The sequence below is a fragment of the Agrococcus lahaulensis DSM 17612 genome (assembly GCF_000425105.1).
In the GTDB taxonomy this organism is placed as follows: domain Bacteria; phylum Actinomycetota; class Actinomycetes; order Actinomycetales; family Microbacteriaceae; genus Agrococcus; species Agrococcus lahaulensis.
The window spans coordinates 237006-260062 of the sequence record NZ_KE384303.1; the positions used below are offsets into that span (position 1 = coordinate 237006).

Below are 23057 nucleotides of genomic sequence, written 5' to 3' on the forward strand. Positions count from 1 at the left end.
GGGAGCCGACGTGAAGGCGCGGGCCGGCCTCGTCCTCGGCGGGCTCCTCACCGCCGGGCTCGTCGCGGGCGCCGTGCTCGCGCCGGGCTACCAGGCGCTCGAGCCCGAGCTCGACGGCTCGAGCGTGTGGATCGCGAACGCGAGCGCGGGCGCGATCGGGCTCGCCAACACCGCCAACAGCACGATCGAGCGCACCGTGCAGGTCGGCGGCGTCGACGAGGTGCTCCAGACGCCCTCGGGCACCGTCGTCGTCGACCGCAGCGCGTCGACCGTGCGGGTCGTGCGTGAGGGCGAGTCGCAGGCAGGCCCCGCCGTGCCGATCGTCGCGGGGGCGGTCGTCGCGGCGCGCGACGACCGCGTCGTCATCACGTCGCCCGCGACCGGCGACGTGTGGCGCACGACGACGGGCGCGATCGCCGAGGGCACGCCGCTCGACGAGCCCGTCGTGGCGCTCGGCCGCGGCGGCGTCGCCGTGCTCGGCGAGGAGAGCCTGCTCGCCGCCTCGCCGGGCCTCGGCCGCGTGCTGCGCGTCGACGACGAGGGCGAGACGGTCTCGAGCGAGCGCGCCCCCGTCTCGCCCGCCGAGCCCGACCTGCAGCTCACCGCGCTCGGCGACGACTGGGTGCTCTACGACGCCGGCTCGGGCGTGCTCTCGACGAGCTCGTGGCAGCGCGCCCTCGACGAGACGGGCGTGCGGCTGCAGGAGCCCGGCCCGAGCGCCGCCGCCGTGCTCTACGCGACCGACTCCGCCCTCGTGCGGCAGCAGCTCGGCGTGCCTGCCGCGACGACGCTCGCATCGGGCGCGAGCGGCGAGCCGGCGAGGCCGGTCGTGAGCGACGGATGCGCCTACGCGGCCTGGCAGGGCGGCACCGGCTGGCGCTCGTGCGAGGGCGAGGAGCCGGTCGTGCTCTCGCTCCAGGGCGTGCCGATCGATGCGAGCCTGCGGATCGTGCAGCGCGGGAGCGCGACCGCGGTGACCGACGTCGGCTCGGGCGACGCGTGGTCGATCGACCGCGACGGCCGTCGCATCACGGGCTGGCAGCTCGAGGACGACGAGCCCGCGCCCGAGGCGCCGATCGACGGGGAGGCCGTCGAGGAGGCCGTCGAGGCCGCGCCCGAGCCTCCCGTCGCGGAGGACGACGACCTCGGGGCGCGCGCGGGGGAGGTGACGGTGCTGCCCGTGCTGCTCAACGACAGCGACGCCAACGGCGACCCCATCCTGATCACCGACGTCGCGCTCGACCGGGACGACGCATCCGCCACCATCACCCCCGACGGGCGGGGCATCCGCTTCGAGGCGCCGGCGGCGGGCGCGACCCGCATCGACTACCGCATCTCGGACGGCGCCGAGAGCGACCGCGCGGTCGCGACGGTCACGCTGCGCGAGGGCAACGAGCCGCCCGTGCTCGAGCGCCCCGTGCGCGCGACGCTCGAGGCTGGCACGACGATCGCGCTCGACGCGCTCGACGGCTGGGTCGATCCCGAGGGCGACGCGCTCGCGGTCGTCCGCGCCGAGGCCGCCGCTCCCGACCGCGTGAGCGTGCGCCCCGACGGGCGGCTCGAGTTCACCGACGGCGGCTCGGGCACCGAGCGGCGGGTGCTCGTGACGGTCACCGACGGCCAGGCCGAGGCGACCGCGGAGATCGTGCTGACGGTGCACGCCGGCGCGGTGCCGATCTCGGCGCAGCCCGTCACCGCCGTCACGCGCGTCGGCCAGCAGCTCGTGCTCGAGCCGCTCCTCGCGGCCCAGGGCGGCGCGGGCGAGCTGAGCCTCCACAACGTCGTCGCGCCGAACTACCCCGTGGAGCCGAGCTTCGCCGACGGCACCATCCGCGTGCAGCCGACCGACGCGGGGCTCATGCGCTTCTCCTACGTCGTCACCGACGGCACCGCGACGCAGGAGGGGCGCGTCGCCGTGCGCGTGCTCGAGGCCGCGGACGCGTCGAGCCCGCCCATCACGACACCGGCGCGCGCGGCGCTCCCGGCGCTCGGCACGGTCGAGATCGACGTCGACGAGCTCGCCCTCGACCCCTCGGGCGGCGTCGTCGCGCTCACCTCGGCTGCGAGCGACGACAGCGCCGTGCGGGCCGAGGTCGTCGACGCCGAGCAGCTGCGGCTCTCGCTCACGGACGAGCTCGCGCAGCAGGCGACGGTGCGCTACGCCGTCACGAACGGCGTGCAGAGCGCCGAGGGCGAGCTGCGCGTCTCGTCGAGCGGCTCGGCGGCGCTGCAGGCGCCGATCGCGCGCGACGACGAGGTGACCGTGCGGCCCGGCGGCCTCGTCGACATCCCCGTGCTCGTCAACGACGAGCAGCCCGACGGGCTCGCCCTGGAGCTCGATCCCGCGATCGTCGCCCCGCCCGAGGCGGGCCTGCTGTTCGTCGACGGCGACCGGATGCGGTTCGTCGCCCCCGACGAGCCCGGCACCTTCACGGCCGACTACGCCGTGCGCGGGCCCGACGGGCAATCGGCGACGGCCGGCATCACGATGCAGGTCGCCGAGGCGGCGCGCACGACGAACGCGGCCCCGGCCGCGCCGACGATCGAGGTGCGGGTCGTCGCGGGCGCGACCGTCGACCTCGCGCTGCCGCTCTCGAACGCCGACCCGAACGGTGATCCCGTGCAGCTGCTCGGACCCTCGACCGCGCCGACGCTCGGCTTCGTCACGCAGCTCGGGCGCTCGACGCTGCGCTACCAGGCGGGCGACTACTCCCGCGGCACCGACGAGTTCCGCTACCGCGTGGCCGACGACCTCGGCGCGACCGGGGAGGGCGTCGTGCGCGTCGTGGTCGTCGAGCAGGGGCCGGCGCTGCCGCCCGTCCTCGGCGCCGACTCGGCAGCGATGCGGCCCGACTCGACGCTCGTCGTGCCGGTGCTCGACAACGACCGCGACCCCGCCGGGCTGCCGCTCGAGATCGTCGACGTCGAGACCGCCTCGCCAGGTGCGACCGCGTCGATCCGCGAGGGAGCCGTGCTCGTCTCGGCCGCGCCCGACGCGACCGACATGGGCGTCGTCGTCACGGTCGAGAACTCCGCCGGCACGGCCGCCTCGAGCTGGCTCCGCATCGACGTCGAACCCGACGCGCCGCCGCCCGCGCCCGACGTCACCGACGTGCAGGTGCCGATCCAGTCGATCGCATCGGCCGAGGCGGTGCGGATCGACCCGCTCGCGCAGGCGACGGTGCGCGACGGCCGGGCGGACGTGCTGCGCGCCAGCCTCCCGCTGCCCGCGGAAGGGGTGACGCTGCGCGACGACGGCTCGATCGAGATCGCGATCGCCGACCGCACGCGCTTCGTGCCGTTCACGGTCGAGCGCGACGACGCCGAGGGCGCGAGCGCGACGGCCGTCATCGCGGTGCCGGGTCGCGACGACGCGCTCCCGCAGCTCAAGCCCGGCGTCGCGCCGCTCGAGGCGCGCGCGGGCGAGACGCTCGAGATCGCGATCGACGACGTCGTCGACACCGTCGACGGCGACGGCGCGATGCTGACCGACGCGAGCGCCGTTCGCGCAGCGCCGACGGACGGCTCGAACCCCGTGATCGACGAGAAGACGCTGCGATTCGTGCCGGAGCCGGGGTACTTCGGGCCCGCGAGCATCACGTTCGAGGTCACCGACGGCGAGAGCCCGACCGATCCCGACGGCCGCGTCGGCACGATCGTGCTGCCGATCGAGGTGCTGCCGGGCGAGAACGTGCCCCTCACGGTGCTCGGCTCGTTCGTGCAGCTCGAGCCCGGCACCGAGCGCTCGATCGACCTCGCCCGCATCACGCGCGCGCCCGACCCCGCCCGGCTCGAGGGCGCGACGTGGTCAATGCTCGACGAGGTGCCGAACGGCTTCCAGGCGGTGATCGACGGCTCGACGCTCACGGTGCGGGCGCTCGACCGCACCGACCGCGGCACGCGTGCCGAGCTGCGCGTCGGCGTGCGCGACGCGGCGGGCGAGGGGCTCCCCGGCACCGTCGCGCTCGCGGTCATCTCCACGACGAAGCCGCTCGTCGCGCCCGAGCCCGACGCCGTGACGGTGCAGCGCGGCACGAGCGCCGAGGTGCAGCCGCTCGACAACGACGAGGCGTCGAACCCGTTCCCCGAGACTCCCTTGCGGATCGGCGACCTGCGCGTGACGGGCGCCGAGCAGCGCGGCATCACGGCGGTGGTCGACGGGGCGACCGTGCGAGTCTCCGCCTCGGCGACCGCGGCGATCGGCACGACGATCGTGCAGGTGCTCGTGCTCGATGCCGCCGGCGTGCCCGAGCGCGGCGTGTGGAGCCCCATCGCGGTGACGGTGCAGGACGTGCCCGACGCGCCGGCGCCGCCCGTGCAGGCGTTCGACGAGCACGTCGACGGGGTCGTGACGATGGCGATCGATCCGCCCGCGAGCAACGGCAGCCCCATCACGGGCTACCGCATCGTGGGCAGCGGCGTCGACGTCGCGTGCGGGCCGACGCCGCGCTGCCGCATCGAGGGCCTGCCCGCGGGCGTCGACCTGCGGCTGCAGGCGATCGCGACGAACGCGCTCGGCGACAGCGCCCCGTCCGAGCCGTCGGAGCCCGTGCACGCCGACCGGCTCCCCGCGGTCGTGCCGGGCGTGCAGGCGACGCCCGCGAGCGCCCCAGGATCGGTGCGCGTCGTGTGGCAGGGCGTGCCGCAGCCGCCGGGCGGCACCCCGATCGAGGCCTACCTCGTGCGCGTCTCGGGCTCGGGCCTCGACCAGCTCGTGCGCGTCGGGCCCGCCGAGCGCCAGAGCGTCATCTCGGGGCTCACGCCCGGCCGCGCGTACTCGATCGAGGTCGCCGCCGCGAACCGCGCGGGCGTGCCCGACACCGCGTGGCGCTGGCCCGCCGCGCCCGTGCCGTTCACGGCCGTCGGCCTGCCGGGCACGACGCCCGTGCTTGTGACGGGCCACGACGGCGGGAGCGTCACCGTGCGGTGGGCCGCGGCGGATCCCGCGGGCGCGGCCGCCGTGCGCTACGCCGCCCGCGTCGTGCCGGTCGGCGAGCGGCCGTCGTGCTCGAGCGCCGGCGGCGGCAACCCCGGCGGGAGCGCGGCCCTCAGCGCGACCCTGCCCGTCGCGCAGGGCGCGCGCGTCATCGTCGCGGTCACCGCCGACAACGGCTGGCACTGCTCGGTCTCCGTCTCGGAGCCGGTGTTCGGCAGACCCGCGCCCGTGGACGCATCCGCCGTCGACGTGGTCACGGAGGTGCGCGAGGACGCCCTCGACGCGCGCCTCGATCGCGCCCCGGCGCTCGCGAGCGGCACGTGGCTCGAGGCGCGGGTCGCGGGCGGCCCCTGGCAGCGCGCGCAAGCCGGCACGTGGCTCACGCCCTCGAGCGCCGCGTTCCAGTACGGGGAGCAGGTCGGCGTCGACGTGCGCGCGTGCGCGCCGGGAGCGACCCAGGGCGTCTGCTCGGAGGCGACGGCCGTCGGCCCGGTCGTGCCGCTGCGGCTCCGCGCCACGATCGAGGCGTGCCGCCCGCTCGTGCCGCTCGAGGCGAGCGTCGAGGGCAACGCGACGCCGCTCGCGGTCGACGAGGTCCTCGCTCGCTACCTCGTCGGCGGCTCGTGGACGAGCGAGCGGCCGGCGACCCAAGCGGTGCCCGCCGGCGCGACGCGAGTGCAGGCATGGGGCCAAGTAACCTATCTGGAGTCCGGGCCTCACAGGGATCCGTCGCCGACCGAGGCGGATTGCGGGCTGTGACCGGCAGGGAGGAGCCCACTGTGGTGGACGCGAGGGCGGGGGCGGACGTGCGGGCAGTCGACGCGGGCGTCGACGTCTCGACCATCCAGGAGCTCGCCGAGCGGGTCGTCGAGCAGGTCGAGCGCGTGCTCGTCGGGAAGCCGCACGTCGTGCAGCTCTCGCTCACCGCGATGCTGAGCCACGGGCACCTGCTGATCGAGGACAACCCGGGCACCGGCAAGACCTCCCTCGCCCGCGCGCTCGCGACGGCGATCTCGGGGACGTCCAACCGCATCCAGTTCACCCCCGACCTGCTGCCGGGCGACATCACGGGCGTGAGCGTCTGGAGCCAGCGCTCAGGGGAGTTCGAGTACCGGCGGGGGCCGGTGTTCGCGAACGTCGTGCTCGCCGACGAGATCAACCGCGCGAGCCCGAAGACGCAGTCGGCGCTGCTCGAGGTGATGCAGGAGGGGCAGGTCACGGTCGACGGGATCGCGCACGCCGTGCCGCAGCCGTTCATGGTCATCGCGACGCAGAACCCGGTCGAGCACGCCGGCACCTACCAGCTGCCCGAGGCGCAGCTCGACCGATTCGCGCTCAAGGCGTCGATCGGCTACCCCGACCACGCGTCGACCCTGCGGATCCTCGCCGACTCGGGCGACGAGATCGCACCCGAGGAGATCGAGCCGGTCGCCGACGTGCGCCTCGTGCAGGCGCTCGCTCGCGCGGTGCGCGGCGTGCACGTCGAGGCGTCGATCGTCGACTACGTCGCGCGGCTCGTCGACGCGACGCGCGAGGCCGACGAGGTGCGGCTCGGCGTCTCGGTGCGCGGCGCGCTCGCGCTCGTGCGGACGGCGCGCGCGTGGGCCGCGATCCACGGCCGCGACTACGTGACCCCCGACGACGTGAAGGCGCTCGCCGTGCCGGCGCTCGCGCACCGCCTCGTGCTGCAGCCGGAGGCGGAGTTCGACGACGTCCGGCCCGAGAGCATCGTGCAGCAGCTCATGCTCACCGTGGCGCCGCCCAGGCGCTGACGATGCGCTGGCTCGACGCCGCCCTGCGCGCCATCACCCCGTGGGGCTGGGCGCTGCTCGCGGTCGTCGCGCTCGGCGTCTTCCTCGCCCGCTCCCTCGGTTGGGCGGAGGCGCTCGTCTCGGCCGTCGCGGCGGCGACGCTGCTCGTCGGCGCGATCCCGTGGATCGTCGGCGAGCGCTGGGCGCGCGCCCGCATCGGCCTGAGCGCCGAGCGCGTGCCGGTCGGCGCCGACGCGCTCGCTCTCATCGAGGTGTCGCGCCCGACGCGCGCCGCGACGCCGCGGCAGATCGACCTCGACATCGGCGACGAGGAGGCCGTGCTCGAGATCCCGTCGCTCGGCGTCGGCGGCAAGGTGCTGCGCTCCGTGCCGCTCGACACGAGCCGCCGCGGGCTGCGCACGATCGGGCCCGCGACGATCATGCGCACCGATCCCTTCGGCGTGCTCGAGCGCCGCCACCGGCTCACCGAGACGCGCACGCTCGTCGTGCACCCGCGCGTCGTGCGGCTGCCGGGCGGCGCGGGCGGCATCGTGCGCGACCTCGAGGGCGAGGCGGCCGCGGAGCGCACCGCCGACGACGTCTCGTTCCACAGCCTGCGCGAGTACGCGCCGGGCGACGACCGGCGGCTCGTGCACTGGCGCTCGAGCGCGCGCCACGGCTCGCTGCTCGTGCGGCAGTTCGAGCCCTCGCGCCGCGCCGACACGCTCATCGTGCTCTCGACCGACCCGCGCGAGTACGACGGCGACGACTTCGAGCTCGCCCTCTCGATCGTCGGCACCCTCGGCCTCGCCGCGATCGCCGACCGCCGATCGCTGCGCATCGTCGAGAGCCCGCGCGCGGAGCGCGGCCCCGTGCGGCCGATCGACGCCGCCACCCGCGACCGGCTGCTCGACGCGCTCGCGGTGCTCGAGCCCCGCGGCGGCGTCGGCATCGCGGCCGCGGCGCGCGCGTCGCGCAGCACCGCGCGCGGCAGCGTCGCGTGGCTCATCACCGGCTCGACCGTGCCGCCGCGGGAGCTGCGCACCGCCGCGAACGGCATGCCCGAGGGCGTCGTCTCGGTCGTCGTGCGCGCCGCGGTCGGCGCGGTGCCGACGAGGGCGCGGCTCGGCGACGCCGACGTCGCGACCGTCGGCGCGATCGAGGACCTCTCGCGCGGCATCGGCGACGCGGGGCGAGCGTGATCCGCCGCGCGCCGAGCGTCGGGCTGCTCATGCTCGCGATCGCGGCCGCGTGCGTGCCGATGTGGTGGATCTTCGGCACCCTCCAGCTCGTCGTCGCCGTCTCGGTCTCGCTGCTCGTCGGCGCCGGCATCGGCGTCCTCGGCGCGGTGCGCCGCTGGGGGTCCCTGTCGATGCTGCTCGTCGCGCTCGTCGCGCTCGCGGTGCTCGCCGTGCCGCTCACCGCCCCGCAGCGCATCGGGCGCGGCGAGTGGGGCGAGGGGCTCGTCGACGCGGCGGCCGCAGCGGTGCTCGCCTGGCGGAGGCTGCTGACGATCGGGCTGCCGGTCGGCACGAGCGACTCGCTGCTCATGGCGCCGGTGCTGCTCGTGCTCTTCGGCACCCTCATCGGCGTGTGGATCGCGCTGCGCTCGCGATCGGCGGAGTCGGCGGCGCTCGTGCCCGCGGTCATCGGCGTGTGGGCGATCCTCTGGGGGCCGCTCGCGATGCCCGTCCCATGGTTGCTCGGCATGATCGCGCTCGTGCCGATCGGGGCGTACATCACCGTCGTGCGGCAGGCGAGGCGCCGCAGCCGCGCACCGCGCGCACTCTCGTCGCTCGCGCGGCGCGTCGGCGCGGGCGTCGCGGTCGCGGTCGTCGCCGCGGCCGCGGCGGGCACGGCGGGTGCGCTCGTCGAGCTGCCGGAGCGCGTCGTGCTGCGCGGCGGGAGCACGTCGTCGGTGGAGCTGCCCGGCGCGTCGCCGATGGCCTCCTACCGCTCGTTCTGGGCGGAGGATCGGCGCGGTGCCCGCCAGCTCACCGCCACGGGCCTCGTGCCGGGGGACCGCATCCGCATCGCCGCCCTCGACGGCTACGACGGCGAGGTGCTCACGGTCGAGCGCGCCGGCTTCGAGCGCGTCGCGAGCGCCGAGGAGGGCAGCGGCCGGCTCGTCGGCATCACGATCGACGAGCTCTCGACCCCGTGGCTGCCGACGGTCGGCGTGCCGAGCGGGGTGCGCTTCGTCGGCGAGCGCGCCGAGCAGCTCGGCTCGACGCTCCACCGCGACCGCGACCTGCGCACGCTCATCGTCGAGGCGGGGCTGCGGCCCGGCGACGGCTTCCAGATGCAGGTCGAGCAGGGCGCGCCGATCGTGCCGCCCGAGCAGGTGCGGGAGCTCGTGCCAGCCGACCCGGTGCGCGCCGCGATCGAGCTGCCGGAGGAGATGCTCACCGCGCTCGCCGCCTGGACGCGCGACGCCGAGACGCCGGGCGCGCGCCTGCACGCGATGGTCGAGGGCATGCGCGCGAGCGGCTACATCAGCCACGGCGTGCTCGAGGACGAGGCGACCTCGCGGCCCGGCCACTCCCGCGAGCGGCTCACCGAGCTCTTCTCCGAGCCGATGATCGGCGACGCCGAGCAGTACTCGACGGCGGCGATGCTGCTCGCGCGCCAGCTCGGCTTCGACGCGCGCGTCGTGGTGGGCTTCACGCCCGACGCGATCGAGCCCGGCCAGCCGACGCCGGTCGTCGGCGCCGACGCGGATGCGTGGATCGAGGTGCGCACGTCGGCGGGCTGGGTCGGCATCGACGTCTCGCCCGCTCCGCGGCCCATCCCCGAGCAGGAGCAGGGCGCGCCGGCGATCGTGGAGCAGCCGCCCGCGCAGCAGGCGCCGGCACCCGCGCCGGGCGGGCAGCGCCAGGGTGCGGACGCGGCGGCGCCGAACGCGCCCGAGCGGAGCGAGGACGGCGCCTCGAGGCTGCTCGCGGCGCTCGGCGCGGCGAGCGCGGTGCTGGGCCTGCTCGCGCTCGTCGCCGCGCTCCCGGTCGGGCTCGTGGTCGCGAAGGTCCTGCGCCGCAGGCGCCGCCGCCGCGCCGACGATCCGCGCGACCGCGCCGAGGGCGCGTGGGCGGAGCTGGTCGACGGCCTGCGGGATCGCGGCGACGCGGCGCCCGACGCGGGCACGCGGCTCGAGCAGGCGGGCGACGACGACCGGATGCGCGAGCTCGCGCACCGCGTGGACCGCGCGGTGTTCGCGCCCAGGCCCCCGAGCGAGCCCGAGGTCGACGCCGCGTGGGAGCTGAGCGACGCGGTGCTCGAGCGCCGCGACGAGGACGAGGGCCGGCTGCGCCCGCTGCTCGCGCGGCTGAACCCCGCCTCGCTCGCGCGGCGCTAGCCGGAGGCGATGTCCACAGGCCCGCCGCGCGACGGCGCACCCCCGCGCCGTCGCGCGGCACCCTGCCGCCATGGAGTCGCGCATCCACCTCCCGCGCCCGCCCGTCGAGCCGGAGCCCGCCTCGTTCCCGCTGCTCGCGAGCCTCGCGCCCGTGCTCGGCGCCGTCGCGATGTGGCTGCTGCTGCAGACGCCGACCGTGCTCGTGCTCGCGCTGCTCGGACCGGTGATCGCGCTCGCGAGCCTCGGCGACGGCCGGCGCGTGCGCCGAGCGCGAGCGCGCCGCGAGGAGGCGCGCTGGCGAGCGGAGACCGCCGATGCCGCGGAGCGCATCGACCGGGCGGTCGGGGAGCGGCGGCGGGAGCTCGAGGTCGCGCACCCCGACGCCCGCCGCGTCGCGGCGCGCCCGCCGCACGACCCGCACCGCTGGCGGCGCGAGCGCGGTGCGCCGCTCGAGGTCGTGCTCGGCGTCGGCGCGCTGCCCTCGGGCATCGTCGTCGAGGGGGTCGTCCCGTCGAGCGATCCCGCCGCCGAGCGGCTCGGCGCGGCGGCGGAGGCCGCGAGGCTGCGCTCGGCCGCGGCGGTCGTCGAGGGGCCGGTGACGGTCGACGCGCGCGCGGGGATCGGCTTCGTCGGCCCGCTCGCGATCGCGGCCGCGCTCGCCCGCGCCGCGCTCGTGCAGGTGCTCGACGCCGTCGCGCCCGACGAGGCGGAGGTGATCGCCCCCGACGACGGGATGTGGGACTGGCTCGCGCCGCTCCCGCACCCCGTGCACCGGGAGCCGGGGCGGCACGTGCGCGTCGTCGGCGACGACGTCGACGTGACGATCGCGGTCGCGCCCGCGCCGTCCCTCCTGCCGCGCGAGTGCCGCGTCGTCGTGCGCGCCGCGCTCGACGCCGCCCGGCTCGCGAGCCGCGAGCTCGAGCCGACGGCGCTCAGCGTCCGCGAGGCGGCGAGCGCCGCCCGCTCGCTCGCGCTCGCGGCCGAGCACGCGGGGCTCCGCCGCGCCGGCGCGCTCCCCGCCCGGGCCGAGCTCGACGCGCTTCCGGCGGGCGAGCGCGGCCTCGAGGCGGTGTTCCTCGTCGCCGATGCCCCGATCGCGCTCGACCTCGAGCGCGACGGTCCGCACGCGGTCGTGGGCGGCACGACCGGCGCGGGCAAGAGCGAGCTGCTCGTCGCGTGGGTCGCGGCGATGGCGGCGGGCCGCTCGACCGCGGAGGTGTCGTTCCTGCTCGTCGACTTCAAGGGCGGCGCGTCGTTCGCCGCGCTCCACGCGCTCGCGCACGTCGTGGGCGTCATGACCGACCTCGACGAGGCAGGCGCGCGCCGAGCGATCGAGAGCCTGCGCGCCGAGCTGCGCCGGCGCGAGCGCGAGCTCGCCGAGCGCGGCGCGCGCTCGATCGAGGAGGCGACGGGGCTGCCGCGGCTCGTGATCGTCGTCGACGAGTTCGCGGCGATGCTCGACGAGCTGCCCGACCTGCACCGGCTCTTCGTCGACCTCGCGGCGCGCGGCCGCTCGCTCGGCGTGCACCTCGTGCTGTGCACGCAGCGGCCCGCCGACGCGGTGCGCGACGCGCTGCTCGCCAACTGCGGCATCCGCATCTCGCTGCGCGTCACGTCCGAGGCCGACGCCGTCGCCGTGACGGGGAGCCCCGAGGCGGCGGCGATCCCGCTCGAGGCGCGCGGCCGCTGCGTCGTGCGCGTGAGCGGCGGCGCGACGCGGCTCGCGCAGGCCGCGCTCGCCTCGCCCGCGCTCCTGCAGCGGCTCGTCTCGGCTTCCGCGGCGATGCCGAGGCCACCGCGGCCGTGGCGCGAGCCGCTGCCGGCGCGCGTGCGGCTCGCCGACGTGCCGCTTGCCAGCGGGGCCGTCGACGCGGCGGGCGACGCGGCGGGTGCCGACGGGCGCGGCGACGGGCGCGAAGTGCGGCTCGGCCTCGTCGACCGGCCCGCGCGGCAGGCCGTCGAGCCCGCGCGGTGGCGGCCGGCGACCGACGGGCCGCTCCTCGCGATCGGGGGCGCGGGCAGCGGTCGCTCGAGCCTCGCCGACCTCCTCGCGGGCCAGCTCGGCGTCGCCGTCGTCGATCGTGAGGACGCGCTGTGGGACGCGCTCGAGGAGCCCGGCCCGCTCGTCGTCGACGACCTCGACCTGCAGCTCGCGCGGCTCGGTGAGTCGCAGCAGGCGATCGCGGTGCAGCTGCTGCTGCGCCGCATGCGCGAGGGCGCCCCTGTCGCGCTGACCGCGCGCCGGGTCTCGAGCGCGATGAGCCAGGTCGCGGCGCTCGCCGAGACGCGCGTGCTGCTGCGGATCGCGAGCCGGCAGGAGCACATCGTCGCGGGCGGCGCGGGCGCGCTGCACGACGCCGGGCTGCCGCCCGGCGCCGGGTGGCTCGCCGACGAGCGCATCCAGCTCGCGCTGCCCGACGCGAGGGCCGTGCGGCGCGCACCGGTGTCCGTGCCGATGCCGGCCGGGCCCGTCGCGGTCGTGATGGGCGCCGGTGCCGCGCTGCCGCCGGCGCTCGCGAGCGCGGCGCGGCCGGCTTCCGGTGCGAGCGCCGCGGCGGTCGTCGGCTCGGTCGCCGAGTGGGAGGCGGCGTGGGGCGAGCTCGACCGGCTCCGCGCCGAGCGCCCTGTCGTCGTGCTCGGCGTCGACGAGCGAGCGCTCCGGCAGGTGCTGCGGCACGCGCCGCCTGCGCCGCCGATGCGCGAAGCGCCCGCCTGGGTGCTCCAGGACGGGCGCTTCGCGAGGCTCCGCTATCCGAGCAGCGACGCGACCGATGCGGGCTGAAGACCGAGCGCCGAGGCGACGCCCTCGTGCGCCACCCGTCCGCCCGTGGTGTTGAGGCCGGCCGCGAGACCGGCGTCGGCCTGCAGCGCGTCGCGCCAGCCGAGGTCCGCGAGCTTCAGGGTCGCGGCGAGCGTCGCGTTCGTGAGCGCCTCCGTCGAGGTGCGCGGCACGGCGCCGGGGAGGTTCGCGACGCACGCGAACACGGTGCCGTGCACGTCGAACGTCGGGTCGCCGTGCGTCGTCGGCCGGGAGTCGGCGAAGCATCCGCCCTGGTCGATCGCGATGTCGACGAGCACCGAGCCGGGACGCATCCGCTCGACCATGTCGCTCGAGACGAGCTTCGGGGCCTTCGCCCCCGGGATGAGCACCGAGCCGATGACGAGGTCGGCGTCGACGACCGCCTGCTCGACGGTGACGCGGTTCGAGTGCAGCGTCTGCACCCGGCCGCCGTAGATCGTGTCGAACTGGCGCAGCCTCGGGAGCGAGACGTCGAGCACCGTGACGCGCGAGCCGAGCCCGACGGCCATCTCGACCGCCGCCGTGCCGGCGACGCCGCCGCCGAGCACGACCGTGTGGCCCGAGCGCGTGCCCGGCACGCCGCCGAGCAGCAGGCCCGCGCCTCCTTGGGGCGCCGTGAGGAGCGAGGCGCCCTGCACGACCGAGAGCCGGCCGGCGACCTCGCTCATGGGGGCGAGCATCGGCAGCGAGCCGTCGGGCGCTCGCACCGTCTCGTACGCGATCGCGGTCGTGCCGCGGTCGAGCAGCGCCTGCGCGAGCTCGGGTGCCGCCGCGAGGTGCAGGTAGGCGAAGAGCGTCAGGTCGTCGCGCAGGAGGTCGAGCTCCGGCCCGACGGGCTCCTTGACCTTGAGCACGAGCTGCGCGCTCCAGGCCTCCTCGGCCGTCGCGACGATGCGCGCCCCCGCCGCCTCGAACGCCTCGTCCGTGATGCCGCTGCCGACGCCCGCGCCCGACTCGACGAGCACCTCGTGGCCGTGCGCGACGAGCTCCGTCGCGCCCGTCGCGGTGAGCGCGACCCGCGCCTCGTCGGTCTTGATCTCGCGCGGGACGCCGATCAGCATCAGGCCGCCTTCGTGCTCGCGATCGCGCGATCGATCACGTCGACCGCCTCGCGCAGCTGGTCGTCGGTGATCGCGAGGCTCGGGAGGAACCGCAGCACGTTGTAGTCGGTGCCGGCGGTGAGCACGAGCACGCCGTCCTCGCCGCACGCCTTCGAGATGGGCGCGGCGGGCACCGGGGCGCCCGTCGCGGGGTCGACGAGCTCGATCGCGAGCATCGCGCCGCGCCCGCGCACCTCGATGATCTCCTCGTGGCGCTCGGCGAGCTCGTCGAGCAGCGGCCGCAGCACGCGCTCGACCCGCTGCGCCTGGGCGTTGAGGTCGTGCTCCTCGATCTGCTCGAAGACGGCGACGGCCGCGGCGCACGAGACCGGGTTGCCGCCGAAGGTGCCGCCGATGCCGCCCGTGTGCACGGAGTCCATGATCTCGGCGCGGCCGGTGACGCCCGCGAGCGGCATGCCGCCCGCGATGCCCTTGGCCGAGAGCACCATGTCGGGCTCCCAGCCGAACAGCGACGAGGCGAAGGTCGCGCCCGTGCGGGAGATGCCCGACTGCACCTCGTCGGCGATCATCACGACGCCGTGCTCGGTGCACCACTCCTGCATCGCGGGCAGGTAGCCGTCGGCGGGCACGATGAAGCCGCCCTCGCCCTGGATCGGCTCGATCACGAGGCACGCGAGGTCGGAGACGCCGACGTGCTTCTCGAGGTAGTACTGGGTGCGCTCGGCCGCCTCGGCGCCGTCGAGGCCGTCGTGCAGCGGGTAGGAGCCCGGCGCGTGGAAGATGTCGGAGGCGAGCGGGCCCATGCCGGTCGCGTACGGCGCCGGCTTGAAGTTCATCGTCATCGTGAGGTTCGTGCGGCCGTGGTAGCCGTGCTCGACAACGGCGACCGCGCGGCGGCCCGTGAACTTGCGCGCGATCTTCACGCCGTTCTCGACGGCCTCGGAGCCGGAGTTGACGAAGAAGGTCTTCTTCGCGAAGTCGCCGGGCGTGTGCTTCGCGAGGTACTCGGCGACGCGCACGTAGGGCTCGTAGGGCGTCGTGCCGAAGAGCGAGTGGGTGAGCTTCCCGACCTGCTCGCGCACCGCGGCGACGACCGCCTCGTTCGTGTGGCCGATCGTGGTGACGCCGATGCCGCAGCCGAGGTCGATGAAGCGGTTGCCGTCGACGTCGGTGATGATCGCGTCATGCGCCTCGGCGATGAACACGGGCAGCTGGTGCGGGATGCCCTGGGGCACGGCGGCTGCCTTCCGCTCGAGCAGCGCGCGGCTGTTCGGGCCGGGGATCTCCGTGACGATCGAGCGGGAGGGCGCGGTGGCGACGGTGTCAGTCATGCCGCGATCCTACGCCCGACCGCGCTCCAGCGGGCGCTCCCGGCGGGCCGCGCCTACGCTGGGGCCATGCCGATGCGACACGCCTATGCCGTCGAGGTCGAGTGGACGGGGGCGGGAGCCGAGGGCACCGCGACGCACCGCTCCTATGCGCGCGACCACGTCGTGCGCGTCGAGGGCCTGCCCGACATCCTCGGCTCCGCCGACCCGACGTTCCGCGGCGACCGCGAGCGCCACAACCCCGAGCAGCTGCTCCTCGCCGCGCTCGCGCAGTGCCACATGCTCAGCTACCTCCACCAGGCGGCGAGTCGCGGCATCGTCGTGACCGCCTACCGCGACGCGGCGACGGGCGAGATGGAGACGAGCGGCACGGGCGGCCGCTTCACGCGCGCGGTGCTGCGCCCGGTCGTGACGATCGCCGACGCGACGCGAGCGGCGGATGCGCTCGACGCGCACGGGCAAGCGGGTCGCGATTGCTTCATCGCATCCTCCGTCGCCTTCCCGGTGCTGCACGAGCCGACGATCGTCGCGGGCGGCGAGGTCGTCGCGCAGCACGAGCGGGCTGCCGACGCCGAGGAGGTGCGCTGATGCGCCGGCGCGTGATCGTGCTCGGCTCGACCGGTTCGATCGGCACGCAGACGCTCGAGGTCATCCGCGCGAACCCGGGCCGCTTCGAGGTCGTCGGGCTCGTCGCGGGCACCGACCGCGCGGGCCTCGAGGCGCAGCAGGCGGAGTTCGGCGGCGAGGCCGCGCTCGGGGCCGACGCGGCGGTGACGATGATCGAGTCGGTCGAGTGCGACGTCGTGGTCAACGGCATCACCGGCTCCGTCGGCCTCGCGCCGACGCTCGCCGCGCTCGACGCGGGCCGGGTGCTCGCGCTCGCGAACAAGGAGTCGCTCATCGCGGGCGGCGACCTCGTCATGCAGCGCGCGGAGCCCGGCCAGATCGTGCCGGTCGACTCCGAGCACTCGGCGATCGCGCAGTGCTTGCTCGCGGGCGACGCGCGCGAGGTTCGCAGGCTCGTGCTCACCGCATCCGGGGGTCCGTTCCGAGGCTGGTCGCGCGAGCGGATGGCGGCGGTGAGCCCCGCGGATGCGCTCGCGCACCCCACGTGGGACATGGGCCCGATGGTGACGACGAACTCGGCGACGCTCGTGAACAAGGGTCTCGAGGTCATCGAGGCGCACTTGCTGTTCGACGTGCCCTTCGATCGCATCGACGTGACGGTGCACCCGCAGTCGATCGTGCACTCGATGGTCGAGTTCGTCGACGGCTCGACGATCGCGCAGGCCTCGCCGCCCGACATGCGGCTCCCGATCTCGCTCGGCCTCGACTGGCCGCACCGCGTCGAGGGCGTCGGCGCGCCGCTCGACTGGACGCGCGCGGCGACGTGGACGTTCGAGCCGCTCGACGAGGATGCGTTCCCGTCGGTCGCGCTCGCGAAGCGCGTCGGGCGGGCCGGCTCGACGTTCCCGGCCGTCTTCAACGCCGCGAACGAGCAGGCGGTGCAGGCCTTCCACCTCGGCGAGATCGGCTTCCTCGACATCCTGCCGGCGGTCGAGCGCGTGCTCGAGCAGCACGAGCCGGGCGAGCTGACGGTCGAGCACGTGCTGCAGGCGGAGCGCTGGGCGCGCCGGGCCGCGGACGAGATCTGCGGCGTCGGCCGGTGACGGTCGAGGTCCGACGAGCGACGGCGGCGGATGCGTCGAGGCTCGCGGCGTCGGAGCCTCCCGGCGCCGCTGTGGCCGCGTCGCACCTGCGCCGGCAGGAGGCGGGCGAGGTGCTCTTCCTCGTCGCGCTCGAGGACGGCGAGCCGCTCGGCTCTGGCGTGCTCGTGCTCGGCGACGTGCCCGAGCTGCGCCACCTCTTCGTCGACGAGGTCGCGCGCGGCCGTGGCATCGGCGCCTCGCTCATCGGCGCTGCCGAGCGGGAGGCGGCGGCGATGGGGGCGACGCTCGTCGAGCTCGGCGTGGGCGTCGACAACCCGAGAGCGGCCGCGCTCTACCGCCGCCTGGGCTACGTCGAGACGGGAGAGCGCTCGACGACGACGTACGAGTACGTCGACCGCGATGGCGTGCGCCGCACCGCGACGGAGACGGACGTGCACATGCGGAAGCGACTGCGAGGCTGACGCGGCGCACGGGGCGGGCGTCAGCCCGAGCGGTCGAGCACGGGGCGGGCGTCAGCCCGAGCGGTCGAGCACGACGCGCACGTCGGCGGCGTCGATCGCCGCGATGACCTCGCCGGCGTCGTCCCACCAGCGCGCGTAGTGGTCGGGGTCGCGGTTGATCTGCACCGCGTGCGCGACGCGCGTCGGCGCCATCGCGTCGCGGCCCTCGACGCGCGCGAGCGCCCGGTAGAAGAGCACGGCCGAGCCGTACGCATCCATGCGCACCTCGTAGGGCCCCCAGCCGTCGCGCTGCTGGAAGAGGCCGCGCGAGTCGGGCCCCGCCTCGTCGCCGCGATCGAGCACGCGCAGGCTCGACTCGCCCATCGCCGTCATGACCGCGAGCTGCACGTCGCGCTCGCCGAGGCTCAGGTCGCGGCCCGCGCGCATGACGATCGCGGCGCTCTCGAGCTGCGCGCCGCGCCACTCGCCGACCCGGGCGGGGAGCTCTCCTTCGACGCGCGCCGACTGCGGGGGCGGCACCGGCCCGGCGGGCGGCCGAGTCGCGACGAAGACGAGCAGCACCAGGAGGGCGACGCCCACGAGGCCCGCGATGAGGCCGAGCGCGTCGCCGCCGGGCGCGACGCGCTCGGCGACCGCGCGGCGGGCTCGAGCTGGCATGCGAGTGACGCTAGCCGCGTCGCCTATGCGCGCCACCGCATCCGCGTGCACGGCTGATAGGCGCCGGCAGTAGCCTGGCGGGCGATATGGAAGCCGTGCTGCTGTACGCCGTCGGCGTGCTCGTCGTCGTGATCGGCCTGGCCGTCTCGATCGGGCTGCACGAGATCGGCCACCTCGTGCCCGCGAAGCTCTTCGGCGTGCGCGTCGGCCAGTGGATGATCGGCTTCGGCCCGACGCTGTTCTCGAAGCGCTTCGGCGAGACCGAGTACGGCGTGAAGGCGATCCCGCTCGGCGGCTACATCTCGATGTCTGGCATGTTCCCGCCGCTCAAGGTCGGCGGCGAGTCGAGGGATGCGTCGACGGGCTTCTTCGACACCCTCGTCCAGGACGCGCGCGACTCGAGCGCTGAGACGATCCACGAGGGCGAGGAGGAGCGGGCGTTCTGGCGCCTCGCGACGTGGAAGCGCATCGCGATCATGCTCGGCGGGCCGCTCATGAACCTCGTGCTCGCGGTCGTGCTCTACGCGATCGTGCTGTGCGGCTTCGGCATCGCGGTGCCCTCGACGACCGTCGCGAGCGTCTCGGAGTGCGTCATCGCGGCCTCGGAGGAGCGGGCGGAGTGCGAGCCCGGCGACCCGCTCGCGCCCGCCGCCGAGGCTGGCGTGCAGCCCGGCGACACGATCGTCTCGATCGACGGGCAGCCCGCGGGCAGCTGGGATGACGTGCAGGCCGCGATCCGCGACCTCGCGGGGCAGCGGGTCGAGCTCGTCGTCGAGCGCGACGGCGCCCGGCAGGCGCTGCAGCTCACGCCGCTCGCGACCGAGCGCTACGTCTTCGACGACCGCGGCGATCCCGTCGAGGTCGACGGTCGGCAGCTCACCGAGACGGTCGGCTTCGCGGGCGTCGGCCCGCAGTACGAGGTCGCGCAGCAGCCCGCATCGGCGGTGCTGCCGGCGGTCGGCGACAACGTCTGGCGCGTCGGGCAGCTCATCGTCAACCTGCCGCAGCGGCTCGTCGACGTCGCCGCGGCGGCGTTCGGGCCGGGGGAGCGCGACCCGAACGGCCCGATGTCGGTCGTCGGCGTCGGCCGCATGGCTGGCGAGATCGCGGCGCTCGACCAGGTGCCGGTGCTCGAGCGCATCAGCGCGATGGTGCAGCTGCTCGCGAGCCTCAACGTCGCGCTGTTCGTCTTCAACCTCATCCCGCTCATGCCGCTCGACGGCGGCCACATCCTCGGCGCGGTCGTCGACGCGGTGCGGCGCGGCTGGGCGAGGCTGCGCGGCACGGTCGTGGCCCCGCTCGACACCGCGAAGTGGGTGCCGGTGACGCTCGTCGTCACGGGGCTGCTCGGCATCATGAGCGCGCTGCTCATCTACGCCGACATCGTGAAGCCCATCGCCCTGTTCGGGGGATAGCCGCTCACCGATGATCGAGTAGTCGCACGCAGTGCGACGCATCGAGATCCTCAGCAGCGGATCCGTCTCGATGCGGCCCTGCGGGCCTACTTGACGGGCGGAGGGAAGATCACGCCTCCGGCGTCGCCTGGTGGAAGCGCTGCCGCCAGCGCCCGCCGGCCCGCACCCACAGCGAGCTGCGGAGCGCGCTCGACCCGTCGCTCACCGAGCGCCACACCAGCAGCAGCGCGTCGTCGCCGAGCTCGTGCGTCGCGAGCACCTCGAGGTCGGTCGGCGCCGGCAGCGGCGCGATCTCGGCGAGCAGCTCGTCGCGGCTCCAGCGGCGGCCCGAGGCGCCGATCTCCTCCCACTCGGGGTGCAGCAGCGCCGCGACGCTCGCGGCATCCGCGCGCACCTCGTCGCTCAGCAGCGAGCGCTCGAGCCGCACGACCTCGGCCTCGGCGGGCGTGTCGGTGAGGAAGTCGAAGCCGTCGAAGAGGTCGGGAGACGCGGAGGCCTCGGCGGTGGCGGATGCGTCGGCGGGCGCTCGCGCGCCGGTCGCCTCCGCGGCGCGCGGCGTGGGCACCGCTGCCGGGGTCACGCCCCCGAACCCCGGTCCCGCATCCGGCACCGCCCCCCGCTGGTAGGCCGCCGCCGCGCCGTTCGCGAGCCGGTCGGCCGCCTCGTTGAGCGGATGGCCGGCGTGACCGCGCACCCACTCGAAGCGCACCGTGCCGCCCTCGGCCTTCCGCTCGGCCATCAGCCGATCGAGCTCCTCGAGCAGCTCGCGGTTCATGACCGGCTTGCCGTCGGCCTTCCGCCAGCCCTTCCGCTTCCAGCCCGCCATCCACTTCGTCACCGAGTTGATGACGTACTGGCTGTCGCACAGGATGAGCAGCTCGTCGACGCCGCGCGTCTGCCGCAGCAGGTCGACGACCGCCGAGAGCTCGCCGATGTTGTTCGTGCCGGTGCGCTGACCGCCCGCGGCCCATCGCGCGTCGTCGATGTACCAGCCCCAGCCGGTCGGGCCGGGGTTGCCGAGGGAGGAGCCGTCTGCCGCTGCCGTGATCACCCGACGATCCTGCCAGCCGCGCGCGCCGCGCTCCGCCGCACCCGCCCCTGCCCGCCCATGATCGGTTGACGGATGCGCTCGGCCACCCGACAGGACGCGTGCGCGCGGCAGGCGATCGTCATAGCCCCGCCGCGTAGGCTGGGGCGCATGGCAGCCATCAACCTCGGGAGCCCCGCGCCGCTCACGCTCGCGCCCCGACGCAAGACCCGGCAGATCAAGGTCGGCAAGGTGCTCGTCGGCGGCGATGCGCCCGTCTCGGTGCAGTCGATGACCACGACGAAGACGACCGACATCAACGCGACGCTCCAGCAGATCGCCGAGCTCACCGCGACCGGCTGCGACATCGTGCGCGTCGCCGTGCCGAGCCAGGACGACGCGGATGTGCTGCACATCATCGCGAAGAAGAGCCAGATCCCGGTCATCGCCGACATCCACTTCCAGCCGAAGTACGTCTACCAGGCGATCGACGCCGGCTGCGCCGCCGTGCGCGTCAACCCCGGCAACATCCGCAAGTTCGACGACCAAGTGGGCGAGATCGCCAAGCGCGCGAAGGCCGCGGGCGTGAGCCTCCGCATCGGCGTCAACGCCGGCTCGCTCGACCCGCGGCTGCTCGAGAAGTACGGCAAGGCGACGCCCGAGGCGCTCGTCGAGTCGGCGGTGTGGGAGGCGAGCCTGTTCGAGGAGCACGACTTCCACGACTTCAAGATCTCGGTCAAGCACAACGACCCCGTCGTGATGGTCAAGGCCTACCGCCTGCTCGCCGAGCGCGGCGACTGGCCCCTGCACCTCGGCGTCACCGAGGCCGGCCCCGCGTTCCAGGGCACGATCAAGTCGGCGACCGCGTTCGGCATCCTGCTGTCCGAGGGCATCGGCGACACGATCCGGGTCTCGCTCTCGGCGCCGCCGGTGGAGGAGATCAAGGTCGGCATGCAGATCCTGCAGTCGCTCAACCTCCGCGAGCGCAAGCTCGAGATCGTCTCGTGCCCCTCGTGCGGCCGCGCCCAGGTCGACGTCTACTCGCTCGCCGACTCGGTGACCGAGGGCCTCAAGGACGTGCAGGTGCCGCTGCGCGTCGCGGTCATGGGATGCGTCGTGAACGGCCCGGGCGAGGCGCGCGAGGCCGACCTCGGGGTCGCCTCGGGCAACGGCAAGGGGCAGATCTTCATCAAGGGCGAGGTCGTCAAGACCGTGCCCGAGGCGGAGATCGTGGCCACGCTCATCGAGGAGGCTCGCCGCATCGCCGACGAGCAGGGCCTGCCCGCGGGCGAGGCCCAGGTCGTCACCGCCTGACGTGAGCGCGACCCCAGCGGTCGACGAGCCGGGGCAGCCAGAGCGGCAGCACCCGGCGCAGCGCCGCACGCTCGCCGTCCTCTCGCTCGCGCAGGCGCTCGGCGGGCTCTCGAACGGCGTCGCGCTCGGCGTCGGCTCGCTGCTCGTCGCGCAGGTCACCGGTCGCGACGAGCTCGCGGGGCTCGCGGCGACGCTCCTCACGCTCGGCGGCGCGGCGCTCGCGGTGCCGCTCGCGCGGCTCGCGCAGCGCCGCGGCCGCCGCGTGGCGCTCACGAGCGGCGCGCTGCTCGCGCTCGCGGGCGCGCTCACGCTCGCGGTCGGCGGCACGATCGGCGCAGCCGCGGTCGTGCTGCCCGGGTTCCTCGTGCTCGGCGGCGCGATGGCCGTCAACCTGCAGTCGCGCTTCGCCGCGACCGACCTCTCGACCCCGCGGCATCGCGGCCGCGACCTCTCGCTCGTCGTCTGGATGACGACGATCGGCGTCGTCGTCGGGCCGAACCTCATCGGCCCCGGCGACGCGCTCGGCGTCGCGCTCGGCCTGCCGCCGCTCGTGGGCGCCTACCTCATCAGCGCCGCCGCGATGGCGGTCGTCGCGATCGTGCTGTGGACGCTGCTCCGGCCCGACCCGCTGCTCGAGAGCCGCATCGGCGTGCCCATGCCCGGCAGGCCGCCGCGGCTGCGGCTCGCCGAGCACCCGCGCGCCCTCGCCGCGGTGATCGCGGTCGCCGCCGCGCACGCGACGATGGTCGGCGTCATGGCGCTCACCCCGGTGCACCTCGACCACGCGGGCCAGCACCTCGGCGTCATCGGCTTCACGATGAGCGCGCACACCGCCGGGATGTACGCGCTCTCGCCCGTCTTCGGCTGGCTCACCGACCGCGTGGGCGCGCGCGCGACCGTGCTCGTCGGCGCCGGCATCCTGCTGCTCTCGATCGCCTCGAACCTCGCGCTGCCCGTCGACCTCGCGCCCGTCGGCCTCGCGCTGCTCGGCCTCGGCTGGAGCGCCGCGACCGTCGCCGGCTCGACCCTCGTCGCCGCCGCGGTCGAGCCGCCGCTGCGGCCGGCGCTGCAGGGCCGCTCCGACCTCGTGATGGGGCTCGCGGGAGCCGCGGCAGGCGCGACAGCCGGGCCCATCCTCGGGCTCGTCGGCTACGCGGGCCTCAACCTCGCGATGCTGCCGCTCATCGCCGCGATCGCGATCGCGGCGATCGCAGCGACCCGGGCACGCGTGCCGCAGCCCGCGTGAGGCACGGCGCCGTCATCGGCGCCGCACGGCATGAGCCGG

The 23057-nt window shown here is 75.6% G+C and carries 15 protein-coding genes; 11 read left to right on the forward strand and 4 right to left on the reverse strand.

Annotated elements, in window-relative coordinates; all coding sequences use genetic code 11:
* Positions 1 to 10: 10 nt before the first annotated feature.
* The 5 genes from H508_RS0110555 (at position 11) to H508_RS16845 (ending at position 12821) form a co-directional block, all read left to right on the forward strand.
* Positions 11 to 5695 (forward strand): fibronectin type III domain-containing protein, encoded by a 5685-nt coding sequence (locus tag H508_RS0110555; RefSeq protein ID WP_026374034.1) that lies wholly within the window; start codon positions 11 to 13, stop codon positions 5693 to 5695.
* A 20-nt stretch (positions 5696 to 5715) separates the two neighbouring features.
* Positions 5716 to 6708 (forward strand): AAA family ATPase, encoded by a 993-nt coding sequence (locus H508_RS0110560; protein WP_425393463.1) that lies wholly within the window; start codon positions 5716 to 5718, stop codon positions 6706 to 6708.
* A gap of 2 nt (positions 6709 to 6710) precedes the next feature.
* Positions 6711 to 7889, forward strand: coding sequence for a DUF58 domain-containing protein (locus tag H508_RS15880; RefSeq protein ID WP_051223252.1), 1179 nt, complete (start codon positions 6711 to 6713; stop codon positions 7887 to 7889).
* Positions 7886 to 10039, forward strand: a complete 2154-nt coding sequence (locus tag H508_RS0110570) for a transglutaminase-like domain-containing protein (RefSeq protein WP_026374036.1) — start codon at positions 7886 to 7888, stop codon at positions 10037 to 10039. The genes H508_RS15880 and H508_RS0110570 overlap by 4 nt, the downstream gene beginning before the upstream one ends.
* 70 nt (positions 10040 to 10109) lie before the next feature.
* A complete protein-coding gene (locus tag H508_RS16845; RefSeq protein WP_051223255.1) occupies positions 10110 to 12821 on the forward strand; it encodes an FtsK/SpoIIIE domain-containing protein in 2712 nt (903 codons plus the stop codon).
* Here the strand turns inward: H508_RS16845 and ald are convergent.
* Complete coding sequence (gene ald / locus H508_RS0110580; RefSeq protein WP_026374037.1) at positions 12788 to 13900, reverse strand: alanine dehydrogenase; 1113 nt, start codon at positions 13898 to 13900, stop codon at positions 12788 to 12790. The genes H508_RS16845 and ald overlap by 34 nt on opposite strands.
* Positions 13900 to 15231, reverse strand: a complete 1332-nt coding sequence (locus H508_RS0110585) for an aminotransferase class III-fold pyridoxal phosphate-dependent enzyme (RefSeq protein WP_026374038.1) — start codon at positions 15229 to 15231, stop codon at positions 13900 to 13902. The genes ald and H508_RS0110585 overlap by 1 nt, the downstream gene beginning before the upstream one ends.
* 66 nt (positions 15232 to 15297) lie before the next feature.
* Between H508_RS0110585 and H508_RS15890 the strand changes: the two genes are divergently transcribed.
* From H508_RS15890 to H508_RS0110600, 3 genes are read left to right on the forward strand one after another with little or no spacing between them, the layout of a single operon-like run.
* The gene (locus H508_RS15890) at positions 15298 to 15816 is read left to right on the forward strand and encodes an OsmC family protein (protein WP_051223257.1); all 519 of its coding nucleotides are present in this window, start codon (positions 15298 to 15300) and stop codon (positions 15814 to 15816) included.
* On the forward strand, positions 15816 to 16898 hold the full coding sequence (dxr, locus tag H508_RS0110595) for a 1-deoxy-D-xylulose-5-phosphate reductoisomerase (protein WP_035254750.1): 1083 nt from the start codon (positions 15816 to 15818) through the stop codon (positions 16896 to 16898). The genes H508_RS15890 and dxr overlap by 1 nt, the downstream gene beginning before the upstream one ends.
* Complete coding sequence (locus H508_RS0110600) at positions 16895 to 17359, forward strand: GNAT family N-acetyltransferase (protein ID WP_035254752.1); 465 nt, start codon at positions 16895 to 16897, stop codon at positions 17357 to 17359. Before dxr ends, H508_RS0110600 begins: the two co-directional genes overlap by 4 nt.
* Before the next feature lie 51 nt (positions 17360 to 17410).
* Here H508_RS0110600 and H508_RS15895 read toward each other — a convergent pair whose 3' ends face one another.
* On the reverse strand, positions 17411 to 18016 hold the full coding sequence (locus H508_RS15895; protein ID WP_051223259.1) for a hypothetical protein: 606 nt from the start codon (positions 18014 to 18016) through the stop codon (positions 17411 to 17413).
* A gap of 86 nt (positions 18017 to 18102) precedes the next feature.
* Between H508_RS15895 and H508_RS0110610 the strand changes: the two genes are divergently transcribed.
* Positions 18103 to 19431, forward strand: coding sequence for a M50 family metallopeptidase (locus H508_RS0110610; protein WP_026374041.1), 1329 nt, complete (start codon positions 18103 to 18105; stop codon positions 19429 to 19431).
* Between the two features lie 109 nt (positions 19432 to 19540).
* Here the strand turns inward: H508_RS0110610 and H508_RS0110615 are convergent, their stop codons facing one another.
* A complete protein-coding gene (locus H508_RS0110615; protein WP_026374042.1) occupies positions 19541 to 20482 on the reverse strand; it encodes a ribonuclease HI family protein in 942 nt (313 codons plus the stop codon).
* A 147-nt stretch (positions 20483 to 20629) separates the two neighbouring features.
* Here H508_RS0110615 and ispG point away from each other — a divergent pair, with 147 nt between their 5' ends.
* Positions 20630 to 21772 carry a flavodoxin-dependent (E)-4-hydroxy-3-methylbut-2-enyl-diphosphate synthase gene (gene ispG / locus H508_RS0110625; RefSeq protein ID WP_021011186.1) on the forward strand — a complete coding sequence of 381 codons (1143 nt, stop codon included), beginning with the start codon at positions 20630 to 20632 and terminating at the stop codon, positions 21770 to 21772.
* Position 21773: 1 nt separating this feature from the next.
* Positions 21774 to 23018: an MFS transporter gene (locus H508_RS0110630; protein WP_026374043.1), complete on the forward strand. Its 1245-nt coding sequence runs from the start codon at positions 21774 to 21776 to the stop codon at positions 23016 to 23018.
* Positions 23019 to 23057 lie beyond the last annotated feature (39 nt).

Bases quoted from the DNA above. Each gene is read 5' to 3' on its own strand.
- H508_RS0110610 (WP_026374041.1), top strand. From the start codon at position 18,103: ATGGAAGCCGTGCTGCTGTACGCCGTCGGCGTGCTCGTCGTCGTGATC.
- dxr (WP_035254750.1), top strand. From the start codon at position 15,816: ATGCGCCGGCGCGTGATCGTGCTCGGCTCGACCGGTTCGATCGGCACG.
- H508_RS15890 (WP_051223257.1), top strand. From the start codon at position 15,298: ATGCCGATGCGACACGCCTATGCCGTCGAGGTCGAGTGGACGGGGGCG.
- H508_RS16845 (WP_051223255.1), top strand. From the start codon at position 10,110: ATGGAGTCGCGCATCCACCTCCCGCGCCCGCCCGTCGAGCCGGAGCCC.
- H508_RS0110585 (WP_026374038.1), bottom strand. From the start codon at position 15,231: ATGACTGACACCGTCGCCACCGCGCCCTCCCGCTCGATCGTCACGGAG.
- H508_RS15895 (WP_051223259.1), bottom strand. From the start codon at position 18,016: ATGCCAGCTCGAGCCCGCCGCGCGGTCGCCGAGCGCGTCGCGCCCGGC.
- ald (WP_026374037.1), bottom strand. From the start codon at position 13,900: ATGCTGATCGGCGTCCCGCGCGAGATCAAGACCGACGAGGCGCGGGTC.
- ispG (WP_021011186.1), top strand. From the start codon at position 20,630: ATGGCAGCCATCAACCTCGGGAGCCCCGCGCCGCTCACGCTCGCGCCC.
- H508_RS15880 (WP_051223252.1), top strand. From the start codon at position 6,711: ATGCGCTGGCTCGACGCCGCCCTGCGCGCCATCACCCCGTGGGGCTGG.